The organism is Salmonella sp. K21076, from assembly GCF_039650795.1.
In the GTDB taxonomy this organism is placed as follows: domain Bacteria; phylum Pseudomonadota; class Gammaproteobacteria; order Enterobacterales; family Enterobacteriaceae; genus Salmonella; species Salmonella enterica.
Genome location: NZ_JBCLYA010000050.1, coordinates 149,188 through 175,222, shown reverse-complemented (window position 1 = coordinate 175,222; position 26,035 = coordinate 149,188). Strand labels below are relative to the sequence as shown.

The window sequence follows — 26,035 nt, the reverse complement described above, 5'->3', positions numbered from 1 at the left end:
GCCAGTCCGTTGATATCAATAATAAAGATAAGGTGCATTTATGAAGGAATACGATGATTACTCCGCCAAAGAACAACAGCAACTGGCGGTTTGTCAGCGCCTGATTAGTGAAAAAAGTTACCTGTCCCAGGAGGAGATTCGCCGCGATTTACAAAATGAGGGATTTGAAGGTATCAGTCAGTCTACGGTTTCGCGCCTGCTCAAGCTGCTGGGCGCAATAAAAATCAGAAATGCGAAAGGACAAAAGATTTATTCCGTAAATCCCCAGCAGCGTCCTTCGCCGGATGCCGGACGTTCAATAGCCGAAATGGTCGTCAGCGTTGAACATAATAGCGAATTTATCCTTATCCATACGGCGGCAGGTTATGGTCGCGCCGTCGCGAGAATTCTGGATTACCACGCATTGCCGGAAATTCTCGGCGTCGTTGCCGGTAGCAGTATTGTCTGGGTCGCACCACAGGTCGTTCAGCGCACGGCGCTGGTACACAAACAAATTAATTATTTGCTTAAAATGAATTTAAATTCATAAGAACCGTTTGCGACAAGTAAATCATGCATTAATTCGCTTGATCCCAAAACAGAGCTGAGTATAATCGCGGACAATTTGCCGGGAGGAAGCATGGTTCAGTGTGTACGACATTCTGTCTTACCGCGTCTGAAAAAAGACGCAGGCCTGCCGTTTTTCTTTCCGTTGAAAACCAATACCAAGCCCCTCAATTGAGGGGCTTTTTTTTGCCCAGGCGTCAGGAGATAAACATGGCTAACCCGCTATATCAAAAACATATCATTTCCATAAACGACCTCAGCCGCGACGATCTTAATCTGGTACTGGCGACGGCGGCGAAATTAAAAGCCAACCCGCAGCCGGAGCTTTTGAAACATAAAGTGATCGCCAGCTGCTTTTTCGAAGCCTCCACGCGTACCCGCCTGTCGTTTGAAACCTCAATGCATCGCCTGGGCGCCAGCGTAGTGGGCTTCTCCGACAGCGCCAACACGTCGCTGGGGAAAAAAGGAGAAACGTTAGCCGACACGATCTCAGTGATTAGCACTTACGTGGACGCGATTGTGATGCGCCATCCGCAAGAAGGCGCGGCACGTCTGGCGACGGAGTTTTCCGGTCAGGTGCCGGTGCTCAATGCGGGCGACGGTTCGAATCAGCATCCGACGCAAACTCTGTTGGATCTGTTCACCATCCAGGAAACGCAGGGCCGTCTGGATAACCTGCATATCGCGATGGTCGGCGATCTGAAATATGGCCGCACCGTGCATTCGCTAACCCAGGCGCTGGCGAAATTTAGCGGCAACCGTTTTTATTTTATCGCGCCGGACGCGCTGGCGATGCCGCAGTACATTCTGGATATGCTGGATGAAAAAGGGATGGCCTGGAGCCTGCATGGTTCTATTGAAGAGGTCATGGCCGACGTCGACATCCTCTATATGACTCGCGTACAGAAAGAGCGTCTCGACCCGTCGGAGTACGCCAATGTGAAGGCGCAGTTTGTTCTGCGCGCCAGCGACCTGAACGGCGCGCGTGAAAATATGAAAGTGCTGCACCCGCTGCCGAGGATTGATGAAATCACCACGGATGTGGATAAAACGCCACACGCCTGGTACTTCCAACAGGCGGGCAACGGTATTTTCGCTCGCCAGGCGTTACTGGCGTTGGTACTGAATAGCGAACTGAGTCTGTAAGGGAGAAAAGCGATGACACACGATAACAAACTGCAGGTTGAAGCCATTAAATGCGGCACCGTGATTGACCATATCCCTGCGCAGGTAGGCTTTAAACTGCTGAGTCTGTTTAAATTGACCGAGACCGATCAGCGAATCACTATCGGTCTGAATCTCCCGTCTGGCGAGATGGGGCGTAAAGACTTAATCAAAATAGAAAACACCTTCCTCACCGATGAGCAGGTTAACCAACTTGCTCTGTACGCGCCGCAGGCCACCGTTAACCGCATCGACAACTACGACGTGGTCGGGAAATCGCGCCCCAGCCTGCCAGAGCGTATTAATAATGTGCTGGTTTGCCCGAACAGCAACTGCATCAGCCACGCGGAACCGGTATCCTCCAGCTTTGCAGTGAAAAAACGCGCCAATGATATCGCCCTCAAATGCAAATACTGTGAAAAAGAGTTTTCGCATAATGTGGTGCTGGCCAACTAATGGGGGTTGGTTATGAGATCCCGGCTCCCTATAATGAGCGGGGACATTCTATTACCGCTGTAATTCAGGAGAAATCATGAGCAAAACTATTGCGACGGAAAATGCACCAGCAGCAATCGGCCCTTACGTACAGGGCGTAGACCTGGGTAGCATGGTAATCACTTCCGGTCAGATTCCGGTCGATCCGAAAACCGGCGCCGTAGCGGAAGACGTATCCGCTCAGGCACGTCAGTCGCTGGAAAACGTTAAAGCTATCGTGGAAGCCGCTGGCCTGAAAGTAGGCGACATTGTGAAAACGACCGTCTTCGTGAAAGACCTGAACGATTTCGCGACCGTCAACGCCACCTACGAAGCGTTCTTCACCGAGCACAACGCGACCTTCCCGGCGCGTTCCTGCGTGGAAGTTGCCCGTCTGCCGAAAGACGTGAAAATTGAGATTGAAGCGATCGCTGTTCGTCGCTAAGCGCCGGACGTCATCCCCGCCGGGCGGCGCAAGTTTGCCCGGTTCGGGGCACCAACAGCCATGGAGAGGCGGCAATGGTAAGAGCGCGTTTTACCGAGGAGCAAATCGCCGATTTTCTGCAACAGTCTAAAAACGGCGTGCCGAATAAGGCGTTATGCGAAGAATATGGATTTAGCAACAGCACGCTCCGTCGCTGGCAGGAGAAACATGCTGAAAGCATACGCCAGGAATTAAAACAGATAGAATCTACTGCGAAGATCGTCTTTTTATGCTTCATTATCGCAGCCATATTGCTTACCCTTATGTTTCCTAAACCCACTGCCGCCTTAGCGATTCCTCCTTACTTAGTTTATTGCATTAGCTATATTCGCCGCTTTCGTCGCATATCCGCAAAACATATCCAGCGGTGGGACATCTCCTCCTCTCGTTCTGGCTCGGGGGCAGAGAATGTATTTTACAAACTTAGCTGGACATTCCTCTTTTTTATGCCTGCATATAGCATTCTACAGTTGCTTGAATAAGCCCTGAAATTTAAAGATAAAGCCGATCGCGTTAAACTTGTCGAGCTTTACGGGCATCTGGTTTGGTTAGCGATATCGGGGATTAAGCACGCTGGCGAATCCCCGACGAAAGTGTTTACTGCCAGCCATAACGTCGGCTGTAAAACCCTTTCACTAACTGGGTTAACGTCATATAGCCCGCCAGAATAGCAATCAGCCACGGGAAATAGCTTAACGGCAGCGCCTGCAACTGCAGGTAAGACGCCAGCGGCGAAAACGGCAACGAAACTCCCACGACCATCACCAACAACGTCATCGCCATCAGCGGCCAGGCGGCGCGACTTTGAATAAACGGCAGACGACGGGTACGGATCATATGCACAATCAGCGTTTGCGATAGTAATCCCACCACAAACCAGCCGGACTGGAACAAGGTTTGCGTTTCTGGCGTATTCGCATGAAATACCCACCACATCAGACAAAAGGTCAAAATGTCGAAAATCGAGCTGATCGGACCGAAAAAGACCATAAAGCGCCCCAAATCCGCCGGATTCCAGCGCTGCGGCTTTTGAATTTGTTCTTCATCGACATTATCAAACGGAATCGCCACCTGGGATACATCGTACAGCAGGTTTTGAATCAGCAAGTGCAGCGGCAGCATTGGCAGGAACGGCAAAAAAGCGCTCGCTACCAGCACGCTAAACACGTTACCGAAATTTGAGCTGGCCGTCATCTTGATATATTTCAACATATTAGAAAAAGTACGACGACCTTCAATGACGCCTTCTTCCAGCACCATCAGGCTCTTTTCCAGCAGGATAATATCGGCCGCCTCACGGGCGATGTCCACCGCGCCATCTACCGAGATACCAATATCCGCTGCCCGCAACGCCGGGGCATCGTTAATCCCGTCGCCCATAAAACCGACCACATGCCCCTCGCGTTTGAGCAAAGTGACGATGCGCTCTTTATGCATCGGCGTCAGACGCGCAAACAACGTCGTACGGGCGGCCAGCGCCGCCAGCGCGTCGTCGCTTAATCCTTCAATATCACTGCCAATAACGACATCGCCCGCATCCAGCCCAACCTCATGGCAAACTTTCGCCGCTACCAGCTCGCTGTCGCCGGTGAGAATTTTCACCGTAATTCCGCTCGCCTTCAGCGCTTTCAACGCCGGCGCGGTGGTCTCTTTCGGCGGATCGAGAAAAGCGATATACCCTTCCAGAATGAGGTCAGACTCATCGATACGTTGGTAATCGCCCTCACGCGCAGGCAGGTATTTGGTCGCGACGGCGACCACGCGTAGCCCCTGACGGTTCAGCGTGTCGGTAACGCGTTTCACCCGGCGCAGCATATTGTCGTCCAGCGGCACAATATCGCCGTTGTGGCGCACCTGAGTACACACGTTCAGGATCTCCTGTAGCGCGCCTTTGCAGACCAGTTGATGCACATTCGAATCTTCGGCGACCACCACCGACATCCGGCGACGCTCAAAATCAAACGGAATCTCATCGATTTTCTGCCAGCGTCCGGAGAGCTGACGCGCGGCGGTTTCGTCTACTCCCTCCAGGACCGCCGTATCCAGTAAATTTTTTAGACCGGTCTGATAATGGCTGTTCAGCCAGGCGCAATGCAGTACATGCTCGCTGGGCTTACCGGAAATATCTGTATGATTTTCCAGCATAATTTTGTCCTGCGTCAATGTGCCGGTTTTATCGGTGCACAGAATATCCATCGCGCCGAAGTTCTGAATCGCATCAAGGTGCTTCACGATAACTTTCTGTTTCGAGAGCTTCACCGCCCCGCGCGCGAGGGTAGAGGTGACGATCATCGGCAACATTTCCGGGGTGAGTCCTACCGCGACCGAGAGCGCAAATAGCGCCGCTTCCCACCAGTCACCTTTCGTGTAACCATTAATAATCAGTACTACCGGCGCCATGACCAGCATAAAGCGGATCAGCAACATACTGACGCGGCTAATTCCTTTCTGGAAAGCGTTCTGCTCGTTATCTTGTTCCGACACGCGCCCCGCCAATTGACCAAACCAGGTGTCGGCGCCGGTCGCCATCACCACGGCCTGCGCCGTTCCGCTCACGACGTTCGTCCCCATAAAGCACAGCGTGTCGCACTCAAGCGGGTTATTTTGCCGGGGCTCACGCGTCGTGGCGACTTTCTCGACCGGCAGAGATTCGCCGGTCAGCGACGCCTGGGCGACAAACAGATCGCGCGCCTGGATAATCCGTAAATCCGCCGGGATCATATCCCCCGCCGCCAGCTTAATAATATCGCCGGGCACCAGTTGATCGATGGGTAATTCCAGCCAGGCGTTTTCGCCATTTTCATTAATAACCCGCAGTACGGTAGCGGTATTGCTCACCATCGCTTTTAGCGCGTCCGCCGCTTTCGTCGAGCGCGCTTCCTGCACAAAATTCAGCAGCGTTGAGATACCGACCATCAGGGCGATAACGCCTGCGGCAAACAGATCCTCCGTGGCATAAGAAATGCCGCCAAGAATCGTGAGTAAAATGTTGAAAGGATTGCGATAACATACCCACAGATGCACCCACCACGGCGAGGGTTTCTGTGCCGGAAGGCGGTTTTCGCCATGCTTTTCACGCGCACGCGTCACCTCGGCGGCGTTTAATCCCTCCGGGTGCGTATCAAAAACGCGCCAGAGCGTCTCCTGCTCCATTGCCGCGATTTTCAGACAGCGCTCGCTCAGCGAAGGCGGGATAGTCGCGTTTACCGCGGTCTGCGCGCCGGGCAGCGGATCGCGGTGAACCAGACGATAAGGCAAATGACGATTAAGCCGGGCAAAAAGCTGGCGGGTAATGGTTTTTAGCATAGGTAATCCCTCCGCGCCGAAGTCAGGCGCAGAAAATTCTTCAGGCGCGGCAAAGCCTTGCCCGATGAGCAATGTTTAAATAAAAACAGGGACGTTATTGTGTCACTGTCTTACACACCGGTAAGACAGCAGAGGCAGGCTTACCGGAAAAGGAAAATTCTCCATCGCGGGAGAGGGGTGGGTTCAGGGTCCATGTCGCCTCCGGTAAGTAAATAATTTGCGCCGCGGATTATACGCATAAATCCATAAGTTTTGTGGCAATTATGGCGGTATCATACCGTTACGTAATTAAACCAACGATAAACCAGACTTTGCCCATTGCCCTTCGCTTGAGTAAAGTTACTCTTTTTATCACCATCAGCGTCACGCCACGGGAAAACAGGATGCAAAACCGGCTCACTATCAAAGACATTGCCCGCCTGAGCGGCGTAGGGAAATCAACCGTTTCCCGCGTGCTTAACAATGAAAGCGGCGTAAGCAAACGTACCCGCGAGCGTGTCGAAGCGGTGATGAATCAACACGGTTTCTCTCCGTCCCGCTCCGCCCGTGCGATGCGGGGACAAAGCGATAAAGTGGTCGCTATTATCGTCACTCGCCTTGATTCGTTGTCTGAAAACCTCGCGGTTCAGACCATGCTGCCTGCGTTTTATGAACAGGGCTACGACCCTATTATGATGGAAAGTCAGTTCTCGCCGATGCTGGTAATGGAACATCTGGGCATGCTCAGGCGACGTAACATTGATGGCGTGGTGCTGTTTGGCTTTACCGGCATCACAGAAGAGTTGATCGCCCCCTGGAAAGCCTCGCTGGTGCTGCTGGCAAGAGATGCGCAAGGTTTTGCCTCCGTCTGTTACGACGACGAGGGCGCGATTCATATCCTTATGCAGCGGCTGTATGAGCAGGGACACCGCAACATTAGCTTTCTGGGCGTTCCTCATAGCGATATTACCACCGGCAAACGTCGGCATGACGCATACCTGGCGTTTTGCAAAAAACATAAACTTCATCCCGTCGCCGCCCTTCCCGGTCTTGCCATGAAGCAGGGCTATGAGCATACGGCAAGTGTCATCATGCCGGATACCACCGCGTTAGTCTGCGCCACCGATACGCTGGCGTTGGGCGCCAGTAAGTATTTACAGGAGCAACGTATTGAGACGCTGCAACTGGCAAGCATCGGGAATACGCCGCTGATAAAATTCCTGCATCCGGAGATCGTCACTGTCGATCCTGGCTATGCTGAAGCCGGACGGCAGGCGGCTTTGCAGCTGATCGAACAGATCAATGGCCGCTGCGATCCGCGCCGGATCGTCATTCCTTCTACCCTCGCCTGAGTGGCTGATTAAACGGAATACCATGCGTAATTTGTGATCGTCGCCGCGTTTCGGGAACGTTCCCATTTTTAAACCAACGTTGAAGAGCTACTCTTGCGCCAACCCATAACTTACCTCCTCTGCCATGAGGCTTTACGATGAGCAAAGTAAAACAAGCCGATATCGACCGGCTGATTGACCTGGTTGGCGGGCGCGACAACATCGCCACGGTGAGCCACTGCATTACTCGCCTGCGCTTTGTGCTCCACCAGCCCGCGAACGCCCGACCAAAAGAGATCGAACAATTGCCGATGGTTAAAGGCTGTTTCACCAACGCCGGGCAGTTTCAGGTGGTGATCGGCACCGAAGTCGGCGATTACTATAACGCGCTGCTGGAGACCACCGGCAAAGCGTATGCTGATAAAGAGCAGGCAAAAAAAGCCGCTCGCCAGAACATGAAGTGGCATGAGCAGTTAATTTCCCACTTCGCGGAGATCTTCTTTCCGCTACTACCGGCATTGATCAGCGGCGGTTTGATCTTAGGCTTTCGTAACGTGATCGGCGATGTGCCGATGAGCCACGGTCAAACACTGGCGCAGATGCATCCGGCGCTAAAAACGCTTTATGATTTTTTATGGTTGATCGGCGAAGCGATCTTTTTCTATCTGCCGGTGGGGATCTGCTGGTCGGCGGTGAAAAAAATGGGCGGCACGCCGATTCTTGGTATCGTGCTCGGCGTGACGCTGGTGTCGCCGCAGTTGATGAATGCGTATCTGCTGGGCCAGCAAACGCCGGACGTCTGGAACTTCGGCGTATTTAGTATTGAGAAAATAGGCTACCAGGCGCAGGTTATCCCGGCGCTACTGGCAGGACTGGCGCTTGGATTTATTGAAACGCGGTTGAAACGCATCGTGCCGGATTATCTCTACCTGGTCGTCGTCCCGGTGTGTTCGTTGATACTGGCCGTCTTTCTCGCCCACGCCTTTATCGGCCCCTTTGGTCGCATGATCGGCGACGGCGTGGCCTTTGCGGTACGTTATCTGATGACCGGCAGTTTCGCCCCGATAGGCGCGGCGCTGTTCGGCTTCCTGTATGCCCCGTTGGTCATTACCGGCGTCCACCAGACCACGCTCGCTATCGATATGCAGATGGTTCAGAGCATGGGCGGTACGCCAGTCTGGCCGCTGATTGCGCTGTCGAATATCGCGCAAGCCTCCGCCGTGGTGGGCATTATCATCTCCAGCCGTAAACACAATGAACGTGAAATTTCCGTTCCGGCGGCGATCTCCGCCTATCTGGGGGTGGCCGAACCGGCAATGTACAGCATCAACATCAAATATCGCTTCCCGATGCTGTGCGCGATGATCGGCTCTGGCCTTGCCGGTCTGCTCTGTGGTCTGAATGGCGTAATGGCAAACGGCATCGGCGTTGGCGGCCTGCCGGGCATTCTCTCTATCCAGCCGACTTACTGGCAGGTGTTTGCGATGGCGATGGTTATCGCGATCGTTATCCCGGTGATTCTGACCACCTTTATCTATCAGCGTAAGCATCGTCAGGGCACATTACAAATTGTCTAATTCTTCTTCGGGGCGCAGTTGCGTCCCAACGTACTTGCAGGAAACTACAATGACTATTCCCCTCTGGTGGCAAAACGGCGTTATTTATCAGATCTACCCGAAAAGTTTTCAGGACACGACCGGCAGCGGCACCGGCGATTTACGCGGCGTCACGCAGCGCCTTGACTATCTACAGCGACTCGGCGTGGACGCCATCTGGCTCACGCCGTTTTATATCTCGCCACAGGTGGATAACGGTTATGACGTCGCAAATTATACGGCTATCGACCCGACCTACGGCACGCTGGATGATTTTGACGAGCTGGTCGCGCAGGCGAAAGCACGCGGCATTCGCATCATCCTGGATATGGTGTTTAACCATACTTCTACCCAGCACGCCTGGTTTCGCGAAGCGCTGAACAAAGAGAGCCCATACCGTCAGTTTTACATCTGGCGCGACGGCACGCCGGATGTCTGCCCGAATAACTGGCAATCCAAATTTGGCGGCAGCGCCTGGCGCTGGCATAGCCAGAGCGAACAATATTATTTACACCTTTTCGCGCCTGAACAGGCCGACCTGAACTGGGAAAACCCCGCCGTGCGCGCCGAGCTGAAAAAGGTCTGCGAATTCTGGGCCGATCGCGGCGTGGATGGCCTGCGTCTGGACGTGGTGAACCTGATCGCCAAAGATCAGGATTTTCCTGACGATCCGACGGGCGACGGACGCCGCTTTTATACCGACGGACCGCGCACGCATACGTTTTTACGCGAAATGAACCGTGACGTTTTTACGCCGCGTAATCTGATGACGGTAGGCGAAATGTCCTCTACCACGCTGGAAAACTGCCAGCAATATGCCGCGCTTAGCGGCGACGAACTCTCGATGACCTTCAATTTTCATCATCTGAAGGTGGATTACCCCAATGGCGAAAAGTGGACGCTGGCAAAACCTGATTATGTGGCGCTGAAAGCGTTGTTCCGCCAATGGCAACAGGGGATGCATAACGTCGCCTGGAACGCGTTATTCTGGTGTAATCACGATCAGCCGCGCATCGTTTCCCGCTTTGGCGACGAGGGTGAATACCGGGTTCCAGCCGCGAAAATGCTGGCGATGGCGCTGCACGGTATGCAAGGGACGCCTTATATCTATCAGGGCGAAGAAATCGGCATGACCAACCCACACTTTACCCGCATCACCGATTATCGCGACGTGGAAAGCCATAACATGTTTGCCGCGCTACGCGCCGCCGGACGCGACCCCGACGAACTACTGGCTATCCTGGCCAGTAAATCCCGCGACAACAGCCGCACGCCGATGCAGTGGGACAACGGTAAAAACGCCGGTTTCACCCAGGGCGAGCCGTGGATAAGCCTGTGCGATAACTATACGGAGGTTAATGTCGCGGCGGCATTACGCGATGAAAACTCGGTGTTTTACACCTATCAAAAGCTGATTGCGCTACGTAAAACCCAGCCTGTAATGATCTGGGGCGATTATCAGGATCTCCTCCCGGGTAGCCCATCAGTATGGTGTTATCGTCGCCAGTGGCAGGGGCAAACCCTGCTGGTTGTCGCCAATCTGAGCGACCAGTGTCAGGAGTGGCATCCACCGCATATCAAAGGACAGTGGCAGGCGCTACTGCATAATTATGGCGAGGTCGCCAGCCAGCCAGCCGCGATGACGCTCCGCCCATTTGAAGCCATCTGGTGGTTACAACGCTAACGCGACGTCCTTATACGGATAAACGCCACAAACCTATTGACACGGGCTGTGGCGTTGCTCCAGGTTACTGTCTGTTTTTGTTGAATAATTAATCAGATTTTTCTTGCTATCTTTTACAAACGCTACAGCGCCCGCCATCTGTACGCTCTGATTTTTACCTTGTTCTACATCAATAAAATTGCAAACATCCTTGATGCAAATCACTACATATAGACTTTAAAATGCACGCCGACCCAATATGTTGTATTAATTGACTACAATTGCTACAACACCTGTTCACTCGACACAAGGTGAATTGTGGATAACCTGGGTCAGGATTGCGGGAAGTCATTGGAAAAGAGATGAATAAACCTGTTATGGCTTCCCCGGCCTCTGTGGATAACCTGTTCTTACAAATATGGAGTGATCATGACACCGCATGTGATGAAACGAGATGGCTGTAAAGTGCCATTCAAATCAGAGCGCATTAAGGAAGCCATTCTACGTGCAGCTAAAGCAGCGGGAGTCGATGACGCAGATTACTGTGCCACCGTCGCAGAAGTCGTTAGCAGCCAAATGAACGCACGCAGTCAGGTGGATATTAACGAGATCCAAACTGCGGTTGAAAACCAACTGATGTCCGGCCCGTACAAACAGCTTGCCCGCGCCTACATCGAATACCGTCACGATCGTGACATTCAGCGTGAAAAGCGTGGTCGTCTGAACCAGGAAATTCGCGGCCTGGTAGAGCAAACTAACTCCGCGTTGCTCAATGAAAACGCCAACAAAGACAGTAAAGTCATTCCCACCCAGCGCGATTTGCTGGCCGGGATTGTCGCCAAACACTATGCCCGCCAGCACCTGTTGCCGCGTGACGTAGTACAAGCGCATGAGCGCGGCGATATCCACTATCACGATCTCGACTATTCGCCGTTCTTCCCGATGTTCAACTGTATGTTGATCGACCTGAAAGGCATGTTGACCCAGGGCTTTAAGATGGGTAACGCCGAGATCGAACCGCCAAAATCTATCTCTACCGCCACTGCCGTTACCGCGCAGATTATCGCGCAGGTCGCCAGCCATATTTATGGCGGCACCACCATTAACCGTATCGACGAAGTGCTGGCGCCGTTTGTCACCGAAAGCTATAACAAGCACCGCAAAACCGCCGATGAGTGGCAGATCCCGGATGCCGAAGGGTATGCGCGTTCTCGCACCGAAAAAGAGTGCTACGACGCCTTCCAGTCGCTGGAATACGAAGTTAACACGCTGCACACCGCTAACGGCCAGACGCCTTTCGTGACCTTTGGTTTTGGCCTCGGCACCAGTTGGGAGTCGCGTCTGATCCAGGCGTCTATTTTGCGTAACCGTATCGCCGGTCTGGGTAAAAATCGCAAAACCGCCGTGTTCCCAAAACTGGTCTTCGCTATCCGCGATGGTTTGAACCACAAGTTTGGCGATCCGAACTACGACATTAAACAACTGGCGCTGGAGTGCGCGAGCAAGCGCATGTATCCGGACATTCTCAACTACGATCAGGTGGTCAAAGTCACCGGTTCGTTCAAAACGCCAATGGGCTGCCGCAGTTTCCTCGGCGTGTGGGAGAACGAAAACGGCGAGCAGATCCACGACGGGCGTAACAACTTGGGCGTGATTAGCCTTAACCTGCCGCGCATCGCGCTGGAAGCAAAAGGCGACGAAACCGCATTCTGGAAACTGCTGGATGAACGTCTGGCGCTGGCGCGGAAGGCGCTGATGACCCGTATCGCCCGCCTTGAAGGCGTGAAAGCCCGTGTCGCGCCTATCCTGTATATGGAAGGCGCCTGCGGCGTGCGGCTGAAAGCGGACGACGACGTGTCTGAAATCTTTAAAAATGGTCGTGCGTCCATCTCTCTGGGCTACATTGGTATCCATGAAACCATTAACGCGCTGTTCGGCGGCGAACACCTGTACGACAGCGAGCAACTTCGCGCTAAAGGCATCGCGATTGTGGAGCGTCTGCGCCAGGCCGTGGATCAGTGGAAAGACGAGACCGGCTACGGCTTTAGTCTGTACAGCACGCCAAGTGAAAACCTCTGTGACCGCTTCTGCCGTCTGGATACCGCCGAGTTCGGCGTGGTGCCGGGCGTAACCGATAAAGGTTACTACACCAACAGCTTCCACCTCGACGTGGAGAAGAAGGTCAACCCGTACGACAAAATCAGTTTCGAAGCGCCGTATCCGCCGCTGGCGAACGGGGGTTTCATTTGCTACGGCGAATACCCGAACATTCAGCACAACCTGAAAGCGCTGGAAGATGTCTGGGATTACAGCTATCAGCATGTACCGTATTACGGCACCAACACGCCGATCGATGAATGCTACGAGTGCGGCTTTACCGGCGAGTTCGAATGTACCAGTAAAGGTTTCACCTGCCCGAAATGCGGCAACCACGACGCCGCGCGCGTCTCGGTTACCCGTCGCGTGTGCGGTTATTTAGGCAGCCCGGACGCGCGTCCGTTTAACGCCGGTAAGCAGGAAGAAGTGAAGCGCCGCGTGAAGCATTTAGGCAACGGGCAGATAGGTTAATTTCCGTTTGCAAAGACCGTAGGCCTGATAAGACGCAATCGCGTCGTCATCAGGCATCACAATGTTGCCGGATGCGGTGCAAGCACCTTATCCGGCCTACATGCTTTCTGGACACCCGCTATGCGCTACCATCAATACTATCCCGTCGACATCGTTAACGGCCCCGGTACCCGCTGCACCCTGTTTGTGTCAGGGTGCGTGCATGAATGCCCTGGCTGCTATAACAAAAGCACCTGGCGGCTCAATTCCGGCCAGCCGTTTACCAAAGAGATGGAAGATAAGATCATTGCCGATCTGAACGACACGCGCATTCACCGTCAGGGGATCTCGCTGTCGGGCGGCGATCCGCTGCATCCGCAAAACGTACCGGATATCCTGGCACTGGTACAACGCATCCACGCGGAGTGCCCGGGGAAAGATATCTGGGTGTGGACCGGCTACAGGCTCGATGAACTCAACGCCGCACAGATGCAGGTGGTCAATCTCATCAACGTGCTGGTCGATGGCAAATTTGTGCAGGATCTGAAAGACCCGGCGCTTATCTGGCGCGGTAGCAGCAACCAAGTAGTGCATCATTTGCGTTGATCGCTAAAGCCGTTTGTTTGCATCGTGATAGACGGCTGAATGTTCTCGCTTGCCGACCGCAACAACAAACACAATCACAACGTCATCCCGAACCTGGTACACCAGACGATAACCGGACGATTTAAGCTTAATTTTATAGCAGTCAGGAAGACCGTTTAAACGGGCAGAGTCGATTCTGGGGTTCAATAGCACATCAGCCAACTTTTTCTTAAGCTGAGCCTTCACCGTATCGCCCAGCTTATGCCACTCTTTTAAGGCCCTCGGGTCGAATTCCAGTTCATAAGTCATCCAGACTAACCTTGATTCCCTTTTGCGGACTAGACAGCCTCTCCCGAACTGTCTGAATCAGTGCATCTTCACTGTCGCTAAGAGTGACGGTTTTCACTGGCATGCGCCCCGTTTCCGCGACGTACTGGAACAGTAATCGCACGGCTTCCGTTGGAGTAATGTTCAGTTTTTCCAGCACGGCATAAGCCTCATTTTTGAGTTTGTCATCCAGACGGACGTTCAGCGTGGCCATTATGCCTCCAGGAGAATCGAATGTGTAATGCAGTTTAGCATTACATTCGCATTACATCGAATTCTGGATAACGCCTCTCAAAAGCGACTCACACACTCCATTGCGACCGTTTTAAATTGCGTAAAATTCTGACATGCGCAGAGGCGCGTCATGGCGCGTTCGCGCAGGAAAGTGACGAAAATATCGTAGATGGCCATCGCCTCTTCATATTCACTTTTGCTGATGGCGAGTAAAAAAATAACGTGCGCCGTTTCGTCACCCCAGGCAATCCCCTGCGGCGCGAGCACCGTATAAACCACCGTTTTCTTCGCCAGCAGCCCCAGCGCGTGTGGCAAGGCAATCCCGTCGCCTAATAACGTACTGACGATAGCTTCACGTTCAATAACCGAATCGAGAAACGCCGCATCAACAAAGCCTTCCTCGTGCAACTGATCGCACAGCGTTTTAAACAGCGTCTGTTGATTTATTTCCCCCTCCACGATGCGAAAATGCGAGGCATCGAAATATTTATCCAGCATCCACGGACGGGTTCTGTCCACCAGCACCAGCTTACCGATCTGCTCCAATTGATAGTCGGTAGGAAAGGGCGCGATCATGATGACCGGCTTATCTTTTTCGCCGATCCGCGCTGTGGAAATCACAAAATCCTCCACCATACTGTCCCGCGCCTCATAGTCGCGTAGCGTCAGAGTGCGGGCAATCTCAATCTGCGGGTATTTCCGCGCCAGTACCGCTTCAATCATCCGCACCATCGCATTACCAGCATCGCACACCAGCAGTACCTGCGGCTGCCGCTGGTAGCCAATGTTGTAACTACGTTCCAGCCCAACGCCAATATGCAGCACCAGAAAACCGATTTCGTTTTCGCTAATGGTATACGGCGTGTATTTTCCCCAACTCGATATCGCCGCCAACGTCATATCCCACGCCATCGGATAGTGCTGCTTAATATTTTCCAGTAGTGGGTTGGGGATCATGATCTGGTAGCGCACGCGGGTGATCATCGTTTTGATGTGGGTCAGCAAGTCCGCGTGAAGCTGTTTATCATTCAACAGGTTATAGTTGTACTGGGTATTAATAAAATTGAGGATATAGTGCACCAGCGCCTCTTCATCATCGGCATTAATGGCGCTGGGGGCAATCTCCTGTACCTGGCGGGCGGCAATATGCACCTTCAGCCAGCTTACTTCCGGCTCCGACAGCGGCTTGTCAGCCAGCTGTTGTAGTAGCTCCGCAATCTCATGCGCCGCATGGCGCACCTTTTCATCGACCTCCTCTGCCACGCATTCCGATAACGGATACCCCTCGCGAATACGCCGTACCGCCACCGCGCAGTATAAACGCAGAAACAGCTCGCCCTCATCGGTCAGGCGGATTTGACAATGAGAGAAAATATCCGGCAAAAGAGACTGCAGCCGTTGAGACACCTCGGTGTTCAGCGTGGTACTAACAATTAACGGATGGGAGGGCTCCTGCTGCACCAGCGTCCATAAAAGGTCGGTCAGACAGGCGCGAATCGCCATCTCTCCGCCAAACAATTTCATGCCATGACGCGGACGCGTTTCCAGCGTCAGATGATAACGCAGCAAATGCTCGCGCACGTCCGCCATATCGTTCTGCAACGTCGCACGGCTGACAAACCATTCATCTGCTAAATCCTCCAGCTTCAGCGAGAAGGCGGAGGTTAAAAAACGCGCCAGCAAATAGTGGATCCGCTCCTGGCTGGTGCGCGGACCGCGCGCCAGCGTGGGAGATTGCTGCGTTTGCAGGGATTGATAACGTGCCGGATCATCAATTTTGAGTTGATACCCGTTGCCGCGACTGAGAGTAAATTGCGCGCCATGCGGCGTCAGCAACATGTTCAGCGCGGCGATATCCGCCCGAACGGTACGCGTGGAGACCGACAACCGCTGCGCCAGCTCGTCCTGCGGCAGCGTCTCGTTTTGCAGCATCGCAAATAGCTGCGCTAAACGTTGGTTGGGGAATCGCACGTCTCTCTCCTCATGATTAGCCGACACGCGACCGGACGATAGCGAGTAACTGACGCACATCGTCCGCACGGGTGTTGCCGCTCACCTTATCAATAATCGAACTATAAATGTGAGGAATGATTTTGCTTACACCTGCATCAAGGGCGATGTGCAGAATCTCGGCGAAGTTTTCCAGATCGATACCGCCCGTCGGTTCCAGCCAGAAATCATGGCGGGCGCAGGCGTCAGCCACCGCTTTATACTCGTCGCGACAGGTGAGTCCTCCCATCGGAAAGTATTTAACAGAGCTGCCGCCCATGTCTTTGAGTAGCGCAATCGCCGTTTCTATGGGTACGATGCCGTCCGGCGCGCGGCTGCTTAGCGGGCCGGTGGAAATTTTCACCAGCCCCGGCGTGCCGGTCGGCGAGACAAGACCGTTCACCACCGTCTCGTTTTGCCCCAGCAGCGCCCGGCTGCCCCCTACGCCGGTAAACACCTGGTTGACATGCTGCGGCTGTACCTGACGCGAGATTTCGCTCACCATCGCCGACTGGTTAGGATCGCCTGCCCCCAATCCGACGGAGAGCGCATTGTCGATAAGCGCCGCATATTCACGCATATCCGCGACTGCGCTTGCCACATCCGGATAGTTTTTGGAGAGCACGCCAACCAGCACATGACCTTCCGCCGCCGCGTAGATTTCCCGGGCGTTATCTTTCGAACCGGCCAGTACGTTCAGGCAAACGCGATCGCGGTAAAAGTTAGGGGTCAGTTTCATGCTTGTTTCTCCTGATTAATCACCTCGCCAATACGACGCGCCACAATCGCTAACTGCGCGCGATCGACGCTGCGGACATCCGCTTCAATAATCCCTTCGTTGGCTTTGTATCCGCGAAAGTAAATCGCGTATTCCCCTTGCTTCAGCGCGTCGACCAGGTCGCCTGTGGCGATGCCGGTAACGGCTTCATCAAACTTAATTTCCGTGCGCGCGATATCGCGTCCGGCGCTGTCCCACACCACGCGGGCGCTGACGCCGTTAAACGTGTTCAACGTGTCGATAAAGGGCGCCATTTTTTCTACCATCTCCGCGCCGCTCTCTTTTTGCGCCCGCAGGTACAATTCAATGGCGCAGGTCAGGCCAACAATTCCCTCTTTGCCGACCTTCATCGCCCGGCCAATGCCCGCTGACTGACGTTTTACCCACTCAACATACTGTGTTTTGCCAATCACCAGCCCGCTGGTCGGCCCTTCAATCGCTTTTGCGCCGCTATAGATAACGAGATCTGCGCCCACGCGGTAGTAGCACTGCAAATCTTCTTCCGCCGCCGTGTCCACAATCAGCGGCAGATTATGCGTGCGCGCCACCACCGCAGCCTGCTCCACGCTGAGCATACTTTTCTGTACGCAGTGGTGAGATTTGATATAGAGAATAGCCGCCGTGCGCGGCGTAATGGCCGCCGCCAACTGGGCGGCGGAACATTCGTTGGCGTAACCGGCTTCCACCAGTTTGCCGCCGCCCAGCGCCACCATCGTTCCCACCGGCGCGCCAAAGTTGACGTTGTGGCCCTTTGGCAGGACGATTTCGTTATTTTCAATCGGTGTAACGTGCAGGTTTTCCAGCAGCCAGTCGCTGTCCTGAACCAGTACCGCGGCAACCGACTGGGCAAGGCCCGCACTGGCGCAGGAGACTACCGTCGCCCCTTCCACTTCCAGCAATTTCGCAATGTACTCACCGGTTTTATTCACCAGATCTTTCATCTCGAAATACTGATTCATTCCGGCCATCGCCGCGTCTATCACTTCCGGGCGCGGTGTGGAGACGCCGAGCGCCGTCATACGTCCGGAGGCGTTAATCACCTGTTTTAATTGATACTTCTCAAAAATCGAAGGCATGTTCCGCGCTCCCTTGTTCGGTCATATAGCCCTTGCCTGCGCGTATCGCGGCAAGCGGCGTCAGCAATTCTTCAGCCTGTAAGCTGTCGTTTTCCGCGTCTACCAACACGGTGGGCTGGCGTTTAAGCGTAAAGAGGGTCAGGTCGGCATCCAGACCTGGCTGAAGACGTCCTTTGGTTTTCAGATTCAGGCTATCGGCGGCATTGGCCGTCACGCACGCAATGACCTGCGGCAGCGACATGCCGATGGCGAGGAATTTCGACATCACATTAGCCAGCGAATGTACCGGGCCGTTGATGCGGTTACGGCAGTAGATATCGGAACTGATGGTATGCGGTAAAATCCCCAGGCTAATAGCGCGTTTAGCCACCGCAAAGCTCAGGCTGGCGGTACCATGCCCGACGTCCAGACGCACGCCGCGCGCCAGCGCTCGTGTCACCGAGGCGCGCAGCTCGCCGTCAGGCCGAAGAATACGGTTCGGCTTACCGTTGTAACAGTGGGTAATGATATCGCCCGCCGTCAGACGCTCCGCTATTTCGTCCAGATCCGGCGGGTTATTGCCAATATGTACCATCAGCGGCAGGTTGCCGTTTTCTTGCTGCATGGCTTTAGCGCGTTCCAGCGGCGTGATGCCGTTAACGCCTACCACGCTGCTGCTCATCCGCGCCTTGAGGCCGACGATAAAATCCGGATGGCGTTTTACCGCCTGCCGAACCGCATCAGCGTCAATATTGGCCATGTTAGCCAGCTCGTTTTGGGCAATAAGCCCAACGCGTGAAACATTCAGCAGCGCATAAACCTCGGTGGCCGCGTCACGAGTCAGCGTGTAAAAATCGTCAATATCATCAGCGCCTGTGCTGCCTGCATCCACCACTGTGGTAACGCCAGTGGCAATACCCACGCTGTCCGGTTCGTCGTGGTAAATCGGCGATTTCGGGTAGCAGTGAACGTGAGAATCAATCCAACCCGCGCTAACGTAACATTCGCCGCGCAGGTCAATGGTTTTCAGCGCCGGACCATCAACGTCACCCAACGCCGCGATTTTGCCATCCTGAAGGGCAATATTAGTCAGCGTGTCATCGACCAGACGCGCATGGCGCAGGAGTAAATCAAACATCGTTCTCTCCTTTGCCGGATGGCGGCGCAACCGCCTTATCCGACCTACAAATCAACAGTTAGCTAATCGAAACCGGGAAGATGGAACCGAGGATCATCGCGCCTAAAATCGCGCCGCCGGTAATCGGCTTCTGCCAGATATAAAACAGCAGCGCGCCCACCAGAGAGCCCAGACCAATAGGAATCGATGCCGTCATGGCGCTGAGGATAATCAACGGCCCCAGAAAACGGCCTGAAGTGTTACCGGCCCCCATCATGACGTCCGCCCCGTACGTGGAGTCGCTCTGATTAATAGTGAACTTACGCGCCAGAATAATGATGTAGCCAATCGCCAGGCCAATCACCAGACCGGTTATCAGCGAAGCGATAAAGTTCGCCACCGGGAAGACAAAGCCAGCCCCCAGCAGTAACGCCGGAACCCCTAAGCCCACGCCAGTCTGAATTGCCCCGCCGATATCCAGAATCCCGACCAGCGAACCTTCGATAATGCGGGCAAATAAAAAGCTGGCGCCGAAAGCGGCGACCGCGCCGTAGACGCCGGTATCCATCCCCGCTTTCAACATCGCCACAAAAGCGACTTCGTTAAATGCGCCGATACCGTACAGATAGTACATATGCGTCCCGGCGAAAACGCCGGAGGAGAGCAGGCCAACAAAGATCGGGAACGACCAGTCGGCATACCAAAAACCTTTATTCTCTTCCATTGTGGTCTCCGTTATTTGCCGCTGAGCGAGTTGTGGATCAGTTCAAGCCAGTTCGGTACCGTCATGTTGAAAGACTCGATCATTTTCATGTCGAAGCCGCGGAAGAAACCGCTCAACACAAACAGCAAAACGATGGCAACCATCATCACTTTGGTGACATGGTTCCAGCCGCTCTCTTCTACGCCTTTGCCGATCAAAATACCCAGCACCAGCCCCGGTACGGCGTTCCCCATGATGAGCTGCGCCGCGCCGCCGAAAACGGTGGCCCAGAAACCCGATTTTTTACCAGCGTCGATCGCCGCTAACCAGAAAATCACAGGCATGACGATGTTGACCAGCAGGTTTGCCGCCGGTACCAGCACCTTAACCGCCGTCACCTGTAGCGCTTCTGGCACGGATGAGGCGGTCAGGTTAAGGAACGTCACGACGATCATGCCGATGACGGCGCAGGCGATCGCCATTTTTTTCGGGTCGTGCAGCGTCTCGCCGACGTTACGGTTTTTGATCATTAGCGCCGCCGCGCCCCAGTTAGGGATGATGCGGTGATCGACATCCTGGGTGAACGATCCGGCCGCCACAGACGACGCCCAGGCGTTAAAGAAGAAACCCAGTCCAAAGGAGAAGTGAGATGCCGGGTCGCCTTCACAAGAGTTGAGTTCGCCCAACGTACGGAACGCGCCCATCCCCTGCGTGGTTGGCGCGTGAAACATACGTGCAGCCCCAGCGCCCACCCCTACGCCGACCAGCGCGCCGATAATGAGAGATTTAATTAGTATTATCAGGAACATAACTATGCCTTTTTAATAAAAATCAGCGTTTCGCGACGAAATCCACCCTGTCGAGATTGATGGCGGTCACGTTGACGGCCACATCCAGCTCCACGCTGTAAGTGCGTCGTTCCCGGCGCAAAAAGAAAAACAGAAAGGCCTCTTTACGCACCGACTCATGCGCCTGAACAATCCGCACATCCTGTGGCTCAATACGCAGTAAGATATACGGCGACTCTCTCATCACCGCCGACTGAACATGGTTCAGCGCATCGGCAAAGGCGCGTGCTTTGGCGTCGCCCTTGCCTTTTACTCTCACCGTGGTGGTGAATTGCTCTTTCATCATCAGGCGCCGTATTTCTTTTGCCACGCCTGCACCAGGCGCTCGCCGAGCTCTTCTTTATCCATAAAGCCGAAACCCAACACGTTGCAGCCCTCATTGATAGCGGTGACTCCTTCATCTACTGACCGCATCCCATATTTGGCTTTGTAGCCATGCTTGTTTTGCGCGGTGATAGCGCCCGCGCCGCCGCTGCCGCAAAATGAAATGCCGAAGGTGGCGTTTTCCGCTTTCATCACATCGCCCAGCTTCATGTCTGCCGCGACGCCCGGTACGACGACCGCGCGACCGCCCGCTTTTTCCACGCCTGCCGCCACTTTCTGGCCTTTACCCAGGCGATCGCCAATTACGACGGTAATCTGTTCCATTTTTTGCTCCTTAGAGGTTGTCTTTCGCGACTTCAAAATGTACCGATAATAGCCAGGCTTCTTCGTCAGGAAGGTTGCCAAACGCCGCCACGATTTCGCGGGCGAGCGCCATTGATTCGGCTGAGATTTCATCAAACAAGCTGGCATCGACTTCCGGTAAAGGCTCGCCGGTAATTGACCGGTGCGCCATCGCGCGAACGTGCGAGGTCAGCATTTGCGTCTGTACCGCATTGGGGACAATGTGATGTCGCCCCAGCAGGCCATCCACCTGCGTTAACACCTGTTCAGCCAGTTCGTTAATTCGCTCACCGGCATCGTGTTTTACTGCTCCGTTATCCACGCGTCTCACCCCATTAATGGCAATGAGATAAAACTAGCGGTAAGGGTTAAAAGTTTGTAGCGAGTTATTTTCCACCTCGAAGTGGAAACGCGAGTGGGATAGGTGATCTGCGCCACAGAAAAAGCGGCATTGATGAATTATCGCCGGGAAAGTGTGAGATCTATCGCGGCATAAAGAGGAAATGGCGAAACAATGACGTTGTCGTATAAAGTGAGAAAGTGTGATGGGTATTACATTTTGCCGGATGGCGACCTGCGGATAAAGCGAAGCCGCCATCCCACAAAAATTAACGATACTTCTTATGATACGTATTGCGGGTGGTTTTTAGCGCTTCCGCCGCCGCTTTCGCTTCTTTAACGTTACCTTCGTTCGCCAGCTTCAGCGCGCCATCAATTTGGCCGACCAGAATGTCAAAACCGTGACGAAAATCCTTCATTTCCGGGCTATCCGGCGCTTTATCTTCCAGCTTTGGCGGCGTAGCTTTTTGAGCATCCAGCGCGGCCGCGCGCATTTTAGTTAATGCCGCTTTCAGCTCAGGGGCACTATCCGTTTTCTCAACAACTTTCAGGTTATCATTGAGAATATCCATATTATCTTCAAGATCGGCAGCAAAAACAGCCGAACCGAATACCAGCGATGACACAGCAAGAATAGCTAACAGGCTTTTACGCATTGCTCACTTCCTTTTTATTATTAACGATAAGTGTAATACCCTGAATAATTCGAGTTGCAGGCAGCCAACGCGCCTGCAGCCTGAAGTATGACGGGTATTATTGTCCGGCGATTTTCATCTCCGGTAACAATACCGAACCACATTGTATATTACTGCGCGTTTCAATATCATCGCCTACGGTGACAATATTACGCCACATCTCTTTTAAATTACCGGCAATGGTAATTTCACTTACCGGGTACTGGATTTCACCATTTTCAACCCAGAATCCCGCAGCGCCGCGGGAGTAGTCGCCGGTAATACCGCTGACGCCCTGGCCCATCAGTTCCGTCACCACCAGGCCGGTACCCATCTCTTTCAGTAACTGCTCAAAGTTCAGCCCCTGCCCGGCGATACGCCAGTTATGAATGCCGCCAGCATGACCGGTACTTTTCAGCCCCAGTTTGCGGGCGGAATAGTTGGTCAGCAACCATTGCGTCAGTACGCCATCCTTCACAATGTCCCGGCGCTCCGTACGCACGCCTTCGCTGTCGAACGGTGAAGACGCCAGCCCTTTTAGCAGATGCGGGTGTTCTTCGATGGTTAACCATTCCGGCAGAATTTGTTTGCCCAGCGAGTCGAGCAGAAAAGTGGATTTACGGTATACCGCGCCGCCGGCAATCGCCCCGACCAGATGACCAAATAGCCCTGTCGCCACTTCATTGGCGAAAATGACCGGCGCTTTCATGGTGGAGAGCTTGCGCGGCGACAGGCGGGATAAGGTACGGCGCGCGCACTCGGCCCCGACCCATTCCGGCGCTTGCAGATCCGCCATTGCCCGGCCGATGGTGTAAGCGTAATCACGCTCCATATCGCCGTTCTCTTCGGCGATGACGCAGCTTGAGAGCGAATGGCGCGTGGAGCAATATCCCTGCAACATACCGTGGCTGTTGCCGAACACTTTAATGCCGTAATGGCTGTTAAAGCTACCGCCTTCGGTATTGGTGATGCGTTTATCCGCCTTTAGAGAAGCCTGTTCCGCACGCGCGGCCAGTTCAATGGCTTCGTCTGGCGTAACCTCTGCCGGGTGGAACAAATCCAGATCCGGCGCGTCAAACGCCAGCAGTTCTTTGTCCGCCACGCCTGCGCACGGGTCCGGCGACGTGTAACGCGCGATATCCAGCGCGGCCTGCACGGTACGGGCAATCGCCTGCGGGCTTAAATCCGTCGAAGAGGCGCTGCCTTTGCGGTTCTGGTGATACACCGTAATTCCCAGCGCGCCGTCGCTATTAAATTCGACATTCTCTACTTCACCATAACGGGTGCTGACGCTAATGCCGGTAGTCTTGCTGACGGCGACTTCCGCCCCATCCGATTTGCCTGAGGCTAACTCCAGCGCTGTCGAAACTGCTTCTTCCAGAATCTTACGCTGCGCTTCAACTTGTGAGATTACTTTCATTGCAAATGCCATAATGTAGAGAGAGTTTCTCTGAAGTCTAACAGAGAACCGTTTTTCAGTGCGCATCTTAACTGGTAACATTAGCCTCTTTTTTTAAGGAGCCTGACATGACAAAGCAGCCCGAAGACTGGCTCGACGACGTTCCCGGTGATGACATCGAAGACGAAGACGATGAAATTATCTGGGTCAGTAAAAGTGAAATTAAACGCGATGCCGAGGAATTAAAACGCCTGGGCGCGGAACTGGTGGATCTGGGGAAAAACGCGCTGGATAAGATCCCGCTGGACGCCGATCTGCGCGACGCCATTGAACTGGCCCAGCGAATCAAAATGGAAGGACGCCGCCGCCAGTTGCAGCTTATCGGAAAAATGCTGCGCCAACGCGACGTTGAACCTATTCGCCAGGCGCTGGACAAGCTGAAGAACCGCCATAATCAGCAGGTGGTGCTGTTTCACAAGCTTGAGCATCTGCGCGATCGTCTGATCGTCGAAGGCGATGACGCGGTAGCCGAAGTACTGACCCTGTGGCCGCACGCCGATCGTCAACAGCTTCGTTCATTGATCCGCAATGCGAAGAAAGAGAAAGAAGGCAACAAACCGCCGAAATCAGCGCGTCAGATCTTCCAGTATCTGCGCGAGCTGGCGGAAAACGAAGGGTAATTTTACATGTTGATAGCGTCTGCCGGATGGCGGCGCTAACGCCTTATCCGGCCTACGGGAATGTACGTATTGTAGGCCCGGTAAGCGCAGCGCCACCGGGCATTTTTTACCCCACAACCAGTGCTTTTTTCGCCAGCCCATCCAGCAATTTCTGATGGATGCCGCCGAAACCGCCGTTGCTCATCACCAGGATGTGATCGCCAGGCTGTGCGGTTTTCACCACCATATCCGCCAGCGTATCGACATCTCCACTCCAGTGAGCAGGCTGTACGCAGGCGTCCGCCACTTCTGAAACCTGCCACGGAATATGCGGCGGCTGCAGCAGGAACACTTCATCCGCACGCCCTAACGACGGCGCCAGGTCATCCTTGCATAACCCCATCTTCATCGTGTTAGAACGCGGCTCCAGTACCGCGATAATGCGCGCGGTGCCGCCCACTTTACCGCGCAGCGCCGCCAGCGTGGCCAGAATTGCCGTAGGATGGTGAGCAAAATCGTCATACACCGTCACGCCGTTCGCTTCACCGCGTAGCTCCAGACGGCGGCGAGCGTTAATAAATGACCCCAGCGCGCTGGCTGCTTCTGCGGGCGCGACGCCCACGTGGCGCGCGGCGGCAATCGCCATCAGACCGTTGTGCATGTTATGTTCGCCGACCAGGCCCCATTTCACATCGCCGACTTTTTCGCCGTCCAGCCACACTTCCCACTCGGAAGTATCCGTAGTCAGCTTCTTCGCCTGCCAGTGTCCCTGCTCGCCCACCAGCTCCTGCTCGCTCCAGCAGCCCAGCGCCATGGTCTGTTTCAGGTTGATGTCGTTTTCCGGCCAGATGATGCGCCCCTGCCCCGGCACGATGCGCACCAGGTGGTGGAACTGCTTCTGGATCGCTTTCAGATCGTCGAAGATGTCGGCATGATCAAACTCAAGGTTGTTGAGGATCAGCGTCCGCGGGCAGTAATGCACAAATTTAGAACGTTTATCAAAGAACGCGCAGTCGTACTCATCCGCTTCGATAACAAAGAATGGGCTCTCGCCCAGGCGTGCGGAAACCTCAAAATTGCCCGGTACGCCGCCGATCACGAAGCCCGGTTTGTACCCGCACGCTTCCAGTATCCAGGTCGCCATGCCTGCGGTCGTGGTTTTACCGTGGGTACCGGCGACCGCCAGTACCCAGCGGTCGCGCAACACAAAGTCATGCAGCCACTGTGGACCAGACATAAAGGGAATGTTTTTTTCCAGCACCGCTTCCACGCACGGATTCCCGCGCGTCATCGCATTGCCGATAATCACCAGATCTGGCTGCGGATCGAGCTGGCTGGCGTCATAACCCTGGATCAGATCAATGCCTTGCTTCTCAAGTAAGGTACTCATCGGCGGATACACATTGGCGTCCGAACCCGTTACTTCATGACCAAGCGAGCGAGCCAGCATCGCCAGCCCCCCCATGAAAGTGCCACAAATTCCCAAAATATGAATGCGCATACGTCACTATCCTTTTTTTATCTGCGAGCCATTTTACGCACATGTCTGGCAAGTGAGAAACGCATTTCAGGT

Annotated in this window: 27 protein-coding genes and 1 pseudogene; 12 read left to right on the top strand and 16 right to left on the bottom strand. The window is 54.1% G+C overall.

Annotation, left to right across the window (positions count from 1 at the left end):
• Window positions 1–40 precede the first annotated feature (40 nt).
• Window positions 41–529, top strand: coding sequence for an arginine repressor (locus AAYN39_RS19760; RefSeq protein ID WP_000666047.1), 489 nt, complete (start codon window positions 41–43; stop codon window positions 527–529).
• Here AAYN39_RS19760 and AAYN39_RS19755 read toward each other — a convergent pair.
• Window positions 499–640 (bottom strand): annotated as a pseudogene (locus AAYN39_RS19755) (hypothetical protein). The gene AAYN39_RS19760 and the pseudogene AAYN39_RS19755 sit on opposite strands and share 31 nt — an antisense overlap.
• Here AAYN39_RS19755 and pyrL point away from each other — a divergent pair.
• The 5 genes from pyrL to AAYN39_RS19730 all read left to right on the top strand — a co-directional run bounded on the left by pyrL (window position 620) and on the right by AAYN39_RS19730 (window position 3,150).
• Window positions 620–721, top strand: a complete 102-nt coding sequence (gene pyrL, locus AAYN39_RS19750) for a pyr operon leader peptide (RefSeq protein WP_000249504.1) — start codon at window positions 620–622, stop codon at window positions 719–721. The pseudogene AAYN39_RS19755 and the gene pyrL overlap by 21 nt on opposite strands.
• A gap of 35 nt (window positions 722–756) precedes the next feature.
• Window positions 757–1,692, top strand: coding sequence for an aspartate carbamoyltransferase (gene pyrB / locus AAYN39_RS19745; protein ID WP_000013055.1), 936 nt, complete (start codon window positions 757–759; stop codon window positions 1,690–1,692).
• A gap of 12 nt (window positions 1,693–1,704) precedes the next feature.
• A complete protein-coding gene (gene pyrI, locus AAYN39_RS19740) occupies window positions 1,705–2,166 on the top strand; it encodes an aspartate carbamoyltransferase regulatory subunit (RefSeq protein ID WP_000148566.1) in 462 nt (153 codons plus the stop codon).
• Window positions 2,167–2,242: 76 nt separating this feature from the next.
• Entirely contained in the window at window positions 2,243–2,629 is a 387-nt protein-coding gene (gene ridA, locus AAYN39_RS19735) for a 2-iminobutanoate/2-iminopropanoate deaminase (protein WP_000047544.1), read from the top strand.
• A 74-nt stretch (window positions 2,630–2,703) separates the two neighbouring features.
• Entirely contained in the window at window positions 2,704–3,150 is a 447-nt protein-coding gene (locus AAYN39_RS19730) for a transposase (protein WP_000251083.1), read from the top strand.
• Window positions 3,151–3,265: 115 nt separating this feature from the next.
• Here AAYN39_RS19730 and mgtA read toward each other — a convergent pair whose 3' ends face one another.
• Complete coding sequence (mgtA, locus tag AAYN39_RS19725) at window positions 3,266–5,974, bottom strand: magnesium-translocating P-type ATPase (protein WP_001775586.1); 2,709 nt, start codon at window positions 5,972–5,974, stop codon at window positions 3,266–3,268.
• A 383-nt stretch (window positions 5,975–6,357) separates the two neighbouring features.
• On the opposite strand from mgtA, the gene treR reads away from it, so the two are divergent.
• The 5 genes from treR to nrdG all read left to right on the top strand — a co-directional run bounded on the left by treR (window position 6,358) and on the right by nrdG (window position 13,695).
• A complete protein-coding gene (gene treR / locus AAYN39_RS19720) occupies window positions 6,358–7,305 on the top strand; it encodes a trehalose operon repressor TreR (RefSeq protein WP_001181306.1) in 948 nt (315 codons plus the stop codon).
• Window positions 7,306–7,442: 137 nt separating this feature from the next.
• Complete coding sequence (gene treB / locus AAYN39_RS19715; RefSeq protein ID WP_000048823.1) at window positions 7,443–8,861, top strand: PTS trehalose transporter subunit IIBC; 1,419 nt, start codon at window positions 7,443–7,445, stop codon at window positions 8,859–8,861.
• A 49-nt stretch (window positions 8,862–8,910) separates the two neighbouring features.
• A complete protein-coding gene (treC, locus tag AAYN39_RS19710; protein WP_000155051.1) occupies window positions 8,911–10,563 on the top strand; it encodes an alpha,alpha-phosphotrehalase in 1,653 nt (550 codons plus the stop codon).
• A gap of 408 nt (window positions 10,564–10,971) precedes the next feature.
• Window positions 10,972–13,110: an anaerobic ribonucleoside-triphosphate reductase gene (gene nrdD, locus AAYN39_RS19705; RefSeq protein ID WP_000187820.1), complete on the top strand. Its 2,139-nt coding sequence runs from the start codon at window positions 10,972–10,974 to the stop codon at window positions 13,108–13,110.
• A 120-nt stretch (window positions 13,111–13,230) separates the two neighbouring features.
• Window positions 13,231–13,695: an anaerobic ribonucleoside-triphosphate reductase-activating protein gene (gene nrdG, locus AAYN39_RS19700; RefSeq protein WP_001268860.1), complete on the top strand. Its 465-nt coding sequence runs from the start codon at window positions 13,231–13,233 to the stop codon at window positions 13,693–13,695.
• A 3-nt stretch (window positions 13,696–13,698) separates the two neighbouring features.
• Here the strand turns inward: nrdG and AAYN39_RS19695 are convergent, their stop codons facing one another.
• The 13 genes from AAYN39_RS19695 to pmbA form a co-directional block, all read right to left on the bottom strand.
• The gene (locus AAYN39_RS19695) at window positions 13,699–13,983 is read right to left on the bottom strand and encodes a type II toxin-antitoxin system RelE/ParE family toxin (protein WP_000220578.1); all 285 of its coding nucleotides are present in this window, start codon (window positions 13,981–13,983) and stop codon (window positions 13,699–13,701) included.
• On the bottom strand, window positions 13,973–14,215 hold the full coding sequence (locus AAYN39_RS19690; RefSeq protein ID WP_000212724.1) for a type II toxin-antitoxin system RelB/DinJ family antitoxin: 243 nt from the start codon (window positions 14,213–14,215) through the stop codon (window positions 13,973–13,975). Before AAYN39_RS19690 ends, AAYN39_RS19695 begins: the two co-directional genes overlap by 11 nt.
• A gap of 77 nt (window positions 14,216–14,292) precedes the next feature.
• The gene (locus AAYN39_RS19685; RefSeq protein WP_001212152.1) at window positions 14,293–16,206 is read right to left on the bottom strand and encodes a BglG family transcription antiterminator; all 1,914 of its coding nucleotides are present in this window, start codon (window positions 16,204–16,206) and stop codon (window positions 14,293–14,295) included.
• Window positions 16,207–16,222: 16 nt separating this feature from the next.
• Window positions 16,223–16,963: a KDGP aldolase family protein gene (locus AAYN39_RS19680; protein WP_000779260.1), complete on the bottom strand. Its 741-nt coding sequence runs from the start codon at window positions 16,961–16,963 to the stop codon at window positions 16,223–16,225.
• Window positions 16,960–18,078: a DgaE family pyridoxal phosphate-dependent ammonia lyase gene (locus AAYN39_RS19675; RefSeq protein WP_001139189.1), complete on the bottom strand. Its 1,119-nt coding sequence runs from the start codon at window positions 18,076–18,078 to the stop codon at window positions 16,960–16,962. Before AAYN39_RS19675 ends, AAYN39_RS19680 begins: the two co-directional genes overlap by 4 nt.
• Window positions 18,062–19,195: an amidohydrolase/deacetylase family metallohydrolase gene (locus AAYN39_RS19670; protein WP_000459938.1), complete on the bottom strand. Its 1,134-nt coding sequence runs from the start codon at window positions 19,193–19,195 to the stop codon at window positions 18,062–18,064. The genes AAYN39_RS19675 and AAYN39_RS19670 overlap by 17 nt, the downstream gene beginning before the upstream one ends.
• A 58-nt stretch (window positions 19,196–19,253) precedes the next feature.
• Complete coding sequence (locus tag AAYN39_RS19665; RefSeq protein ID WP_000392129.1) at window positions 19,254–19,898, bottom strand: DUF4310 family protein; 645 nt, start codon at window positions 19,896–19,898, stop codon at window positions 19,254–19,256.
• Window positions 19,899–19,909: 11 nt separating this feature from the next.
• The gene (locus tag AAYN39_RS19660; protein WP_000478578.1) at window positions 19,910–20,686 is read right to left on the bottom strand and encodes a DUF4311 domain-containing protein; all 777 of its coding nucleotides are present in this window, start codon (window positions 20,684–20,686) and stop codon (window positions 19,910–19,912) included.
• A 22-nt stretch (window positions 20,687–20,708) separates the two neighbouring features.
• A complete protein-coding gene (locus AAYN39_RS19655) occupies window positions 20,709–21,011 on the bottom strand; it encodes a DUF4312 family protein (protein WP_000975186.1) in 303 nt (100 codons plus the stop codon).
• On the bottom strand, window positions 21,011–21,373 hold the full coding sequence (locus AAYN39_RS19650) for an SFCGS family glycine-rich protein (RefSeq protein WP_000435389.1): 363 nt from the start codon (window positions 21,371–21,373) through the stop codon (window positions 21,011–21,013). The genes AAYN39_RS19655 and AAYN39_RS19650 overlap by 1 nt, the downstream gene beginning before the upstream one ends.
• A 10-nt stretch (window positions 21,374–21,383) precedes the next feature.
• Window positions 21,384–21,722, bottom strand: a complete 339-nt coding sequence (locus tag AAYN39_RS19645; RefSeq protein ID WP_001255103.1) for a glycine dehydrogenase — start codon at window positions 21,720–21,722, stop codon at window positions 21,384–21,386.
• A 277-nt stretch (window positions 21,723–21,999) separates the two neighbouring features.
• Window positions 22,000–22,386 (bottom strand): cytochrome b562, encoded by a 387-nt coding sequence (gene cybC / locus AAYN39_RS19640; protein ID WP_001232231.1) that lies wholly within the window; start codon window positions 22,384–22,386, stop codon window positions 22,000–22,002.
• A 97-nt stretch (window positions 22,387–22,483) separates the two neighbouring features.
• Entirely contained in the window at window positions 22,484–23,836 is a 1,353-nt protein-coding gene (gene pmbA / locus AAYN39_RS19635; RefSeq protein WP_000852994.1) for a metalloprotease PmbA, read from the bottom strand.
• 95 nt (window positions 23,837–23,931) lie between these two features.
• Between pmbA and yjgA the strand changes: the two genes are divergently transcribed.
• Window positions 23,932–24,483: a ribosome biogenesis factor YjgA gene (yjgA, locus tag AAYN39_RS19630; RefSeq protein ID WP_000166287.1), complete on the top strand. Its 552-nt coding sequence runs from the start codon at window positions 23,932–23,934 to the stop codon at window positions 24,481–24,483.
• A gap of 106 nt (window positions 24,484–24,589) precedes the next feature.
• Here the strand turns inward: yjgA and mpl are convergent, their stop codons facing one another.
• Window positions 24,590–25,963 carry a UDP-N-acetylmuramate:L-alanyl-gamma-D-glutamyl-meso-diaminopimelate ligase gene (mpl, locus tag AAYN39_RS19625; protein ID WP_001219848.1) on the bottom strand — a complete coding sequence of 458 codons (1,374 nt, stop codon included), beginning with the start codon at window positions 25,961–25,963 and terminating at the stop codon, window positions 24,590–24,592.
• Between the last annotated feature and the right edge of the window lie 72 nt (window positions 25,964–26,035).

What these genes read in the sequence shown, in the direction of transcription:
- AAYN39_RS19760 (WP_000666047.1), top strand. Translation starts at nt 41, where the DNA reads ATGAAGGAATACGATGATTACTCCGCCAAAGAACAACAGCAACTGGCG.
- pyrL (WP_000249504.1), top strand. Translation starts at nt 620, where the DNA reads ATGGTTCAGTGTGTACGACATTCTGTCTTACCGCGTCTGAAAAAAGAC.
- pyrB (WP_000013055.1), top strand. Translation starts at nt 757, where the DNA reads ATGGCTAACCCGCTATATCAAAAACATATCATTTCCATAAACGACCTC.
- pyrI (WP_000148566.1), top strand. Translation starts at nt 1,705, where the DNA reads ATGACACACGATAACAAACTGCAGGTTGAAGCCATTAAATGCGGCACC.
- ridA (WP_000047544.1), top strand. Translation starts at nt 2,243, where the DNA reads ATGAGCAAAACTATTGCGACGGAAAATGCACCAGCAGCAATCGGCCCT.
- AAYN39_RS19730 (WP_000251083.1), top strand. Translation starts at nt 2,704, where the DNA reads ATGGTAAGAGCGCGTTTTACCGAGGAGCAAATCGCCGATTTTCTGCAA.
- mgtA (WP_001775586.1), bottom strand. Translation starts at nt 5,974, where the DNA reads ATGCTAAAAACCATTACCCGCCAGCTTTTTGCCCGGCTTAATCGTCAT.
- treR (WP_001181306.1), top strand. Translation starts at nt 6,358, where the DNA reads ATGCAAAACCGGCTCACTATCAAAGACATTGCCCGCCTGAGCGGCGTA.
- treB (WP_000048823.1), top strand. Translation starts at nt 7,443, where the DNA reads ATGAGCAAAGTAAAACAAGCCGATATCGACCGGCTGATTGACCTGGTT.
- treC (WP_000155051.1), top strand. Translation starts at nt 8,911, where the DNA reads ATGACTATTCCCCTCTGGTGGCAAAACGGCGTTATTTATCAGATCTAC.
- nrdD (WP_000187820.1), top strand. Translation starts at nt 10,972, where the DNA reads ATGACACCGCATGTGATGAAACGAGATGGCTGTAAAGTGCCATTCAAA.
- nrdG (WP_001268860.1), top strand. Translation starts at nt 13,231, where the DNA reads ATGCGCTACCATCAATACTATCCCGTCGACATCGTTAACGGCCCCGGT.
- AAYN39_RS19695 (WP_000220578.1), bottom strand. Translation starts at nt 13,983, where the DNA reads ATGACTTATGAACTGGAATTCGACCCGAGGGCCTTAAAAGAGTGGCAT.
- AAYN39_RS19690 (WP_000212724.1), bottom strand. Translation starts at nt 14,215, where the DNA reads ATGGCCACGCTGAACGTCCGTCTGGATGACAAACTCAAAAATGAGGCT.
- AAYN39_RS19680 (WP_000779260.1), bottom strand. Translation starts at nt 16,963, where the DNA reads ATGAAACTGACCCCTAACTTTTACCGCGATCGCGTTTGCCTGAACGTA.
- AAYN39_RS19675 (WP_001139189.1), bottom strand. Translation starts at nt 18,078, where the DNA reads ATGCCTTCGATTTTTGAGAAGTATCAATTAAAACAGGTGATTAACGCC.
- AAYN39_RS19670 (WP_000459938.1), bottom strand. Translation starts at nt 19,195, where the DNA reads ATGTTTGATTTACTCCTGCGCCATGCGCGTCTGGTCGATGACACGCTG.
- AAYN39_RS19665 (WP_000392129.1), bottom strand. Translation starts at nt 19,898, where the DNA reads ATGGAAGAGAATAAAGGTTTTTGGTATGCCGACTGGTCGTTCCCGATC.
- AAYN39_RS19660 (WP_000478578.1), bottom strand. Translation starts at nt 20,686, where the DNA reads ATGTTCCTGATAATACTAATTAAATCTCTCATTATCGGCGCGCTGGTC.
- AAYN39_RS19655 (WP_000975186.1), bottom strand. Translation starts at nt 21,011, where the DNA reads ATGATGAAAGAGCAATTCACCACCACGGTGAGAGTAAAAGGCAAGGGC.
- AAYN39_RS19650 (WP_000435389.1), bottom strand. Translation starts at nt 21,373, where the DNA reads ATGGAACAGATTACCGTCGTAATTGGCGATCGCCTGGGTAAAGGCCAG.
- cybC (WP_001232231.1), bottom strand. Translation starts at nt 22,386, where the DNA reads ATGCGTAAAAGCCTGTTAGCTATTCTTGCTGTGTCATCGCTGGTATTC.
- pmbA (WP_000852994.1), bottom strand. Translation starts at nt 23,836, where the DNA reads ATGGCATTTGCAATGAAAGTAATCTCACAAGTTGAAGCGCAGCGTAAG.
- yjgA (WP_000166287.1), top strand. Translation starts at nt 23,932, where the DNA reads ATGACAAAGCAGCCCGAAGACTGGCTCGACGACGTTCCCGGTGATGAC.
- mpl (WP_001219848.1), bottom strand. Translation starts at nt 25,963, where the DNA reads ATGCGCATTCATATTTTGGGAATTTGTGGCACTTTCATGGGGGGGCTG.